The following is a 2766-nucleotide window of genomic DNA, read 5'->3' on the forward strand; positions in this document are numbered from 1 at the left end:
CGGATCCTCGGTGTCGAACTGCCGCGACGAGCCGATCAGCAACTGTCCGGTCGGGCGCGGCTGCACGTTGAATGCGACCGACGTACCGTCGCTCGCATGCGCGCTCGCCGCGTAGCCGAGCTCGACGAGCTGGTGCGACACCTGTCCCGGATAACGGTCGGTGATCAGCAGATGCCCCTTTTTCGGCCGCAACGGCAATTCGGGGAGCAACGTGCGCGCCGCGACACCGTTTGCGACCACGACCCGCCCGGCATGCAGCGTCTCGCCGCCCGCCAGCGTCACGCTCGGGCCGTCGACCGCAATGGCCTTCGCGTTGCGCCGCGTGATGCCCGGACGACGATGCAGCAGCCAGTTCGCCGTCACTGGCGCATAGAGAATGCCGTCGCCAGGAATCCTGAGCGCGCCGCCAAGACCACAACGCAGCATCGGTTCCAGCGCAGCGAGCGCGCCGCCGTCGATCAGTTCGCCTGCCACGCCATGCGCGGCGAGCGTCGCCTGCTTCGCCCGCGCGAGATCCATTTCATGCGAATCGGCGGCGAGCCACAAGGTTCCGCAGTTGCGGTATGCGCAGCCGTCCGGCATTGCCCCGCTCAACGTTCGCCACAGCTCGATCGAGTAATGGCTGAGCGCCAGTTCGGCCGCGTTGTCGTCCATCGCGACGAGATGGCCCATGCCGGCGCCGGTCGCCCCGCCGCTTTCGTCGTCGAGCACCAGCACGCGCAGGCCGCGCAGCGCGAGTTCGTGCGCACAGGCCGCGCCGACGATGCCGGCGCCGATCACGATGACGTCGGTATGCGCGGCACTCACGACACGATGCCCCAGCCGAACGGATCGTCGTCCTCGATCAGGAGCGTCGCTTCCGCGCTCAGGTACGCGCGGCCGCGGATCGTCGGCACGATGCCGCCTTCTGCCGGGACATAGCTCGCCTGAAACACGCTGCCGATCACGCTCGCCTGCTGCCACACGACACCCGGCGCGAGCGTGCCGTCCGCCGCGAGGCACGCGAGCTTCGCGCTCGTGCCGGTGCCGCAGGGCGAGCGATCGTACGCGAGGCCCGGGCACAGCACGAAGCTGCGGCTGTCGTACTCGGAATCGTCGGCAAACAGCTCGATATGGTCGATTTCGCCGCCGTTCGCGCCGGTGATGCCTGCGCGTTCGAGCCCATCGCGCACCGCGGATGCATAGGCGGTCAGCGCCGCGACGTTGTCGCCGGCGATGCACTGCCCGTGATCGCTGATCAGGAAGAACCAGTTGCCGCCCCACGCGATGTCGCCGACGACAGGGCGATGACCCGGCACATCGACGACGACGTCTTCGCGATATCGGTAAGCGAGCACGTTGCGCACGCTGACCGACAGGTCGTCGTGCAGCGTCGCCTCGACCGTGCCGACCGGCGTCTCGATCCTGTGCACGCCGGGCTGGATGCGTCCCATGTGGTGCAGCGTGCGCACGACGCCGATCGTGCCGTGCCCGCACATGCCGAGATAGCCGGTGTTGTTGAAGAAGATCACGCCGGCCGCCGCATCGGGCGCGACCGGCTCGCACAGCAGCGCGCCGACCAGCACGTCGCTGCCGCGCGGCTCCAGCATGCACGCGGTACGCCAGTTGTCGTGCTCGCGCGCGAGCACATCACGCCGTTCGGCCATCGAGCCGTTGCCGAGCGACGGGAAGCCGGACACGACGAGCCGCGTGGGTTCGCCGCCCGTGTGCGAATCGATGATGTGAATGCGCTTCATCCTGCGTTGTCCGAAAGTGGGGAAAGGAGCACAGCTTCCTCCGTCGCGCGTCCGGCCGCTTGTGATTTTTAGATATGCGCGGCGACGAAATCGGCATAGTGCGCCGGCCGTCCGGCGTTCGAATCGCGACTATGCCGATTTCGTCATTCTGATCCGGGAAAGGACTCAAGCGCGACGGGCATTTGCACGGCGATACTCATCCCCACACCGACAGCCGTCGGCGACCGACATACACGTAGGAGATTGCAGTGAGCCGAAACGCGATTCAATGGAGCGGGGTCTTTCCCGCCGTCACCACCCAGTTCAAGCGCGATTTTTCCCTCGACATCGACGCCACGCATCGCGTGGTGAAGAACCTGGTCAAAGATGGCGTGTCGGGTCTCGTCGTCTGCGGCACGGTCGGCGAGAACACGTCGCTGACGACGAACGAAAAGCTCGCGGTCATCGAAGCCGCGCGCGACGCCGCCGCGGGCCAGGTGCCGGTGATTGCCGGCGTCGCCGAGTTCACGACCGAGTTCGCACGCAATACCGTCCGCGAAGCGCAGCGCGTCGGCGTCGACGGCGTGATGGTGATGCCCGCGCTCGTCTATTCGGCAAAGCCGTACGAAACCGCCGCGCACTTCCGCTCGGTCGCATCGGGCACCGACCTGCCGGTGATGATCTACAACAACCCGCCGATCTATAAGAACGACGTGACGCCGGACGTGCTGATCGCGCTGCAGGATTGTGAAAACATCGTCTGCTTCAAGGATTCGTCGGGCGATACGAGCCGCTTCATCGACCTGCGCAATGCGGTCGGCGATCGCTTCGTGCTGTTCGCGGGCCTCGACGACGTGGTCGTCGAGAGCGTCGCGGTCGGCGCGCAGGGCTGGGTGTCGGGCATGTCGAACGCATTCCCGAAGGAAGGCGAAACGCTGTTCCGCCTGGCAAAGCAGAAACGCTACGACGAAGCGCTCGCGCTGTATCGCTGGTTCATGCCGCTGCTGCACCTCGATGCGCGCCCGGATCTCGTGCAGTGCATCAAGCTGTG

Annotated in this window: 3 protein-coding genes; 1 reads left to right on the forward strand and 2 read right to left on the reverse strand. The window is 66.5% G+C overall.

Annotated features, from left to right (window positions below):
• Together KH616_RS23795 and KH616_RS23800 are read right to left on the reverse strand one after the other, a co-directional pair.
• The coding region (locus KH616_RS23795) for an FAD-dependent oxidoreductase (RefSeq protein WP_292253524.1) at nt 1-807 on the reverse strand (807 nt) is incomplete at its 3' end.
• A complete protein-coding gene (locus KH616_RS23800; protein ID WP_292253528.1) occupies nt 804-1736 on the reverse strand; it encodes a 4-hydroxyproline epimerase in 933 nt (310 codons plus the stop codon). The genes KH616_RS23795 and KH616_RS23800, both read right to left, overlap by 4 nt.
• A gap of 248 nt (nt 1737-1984) precedes the next feature.
• Here KH616_RS23800 and KH616_RS23805 point away from each other — a divergent pair.
• Nucleotides 1985-2766 (forward strand): dihydrodipicolinate synthase family protein (locus KH616_RS23805; protein ID WP_292253530.1); only part of this gene is annotated, 782 nt, incomplete at its 3' end.

Source organism: Burkholderia sp. (genome assembly GCF_018375725.1).
GTDB lineage: Bacteria > Pseudomonadota > Gammaproteobacteria > Burkholderiales > Burkholderiaceae > Burkholderia.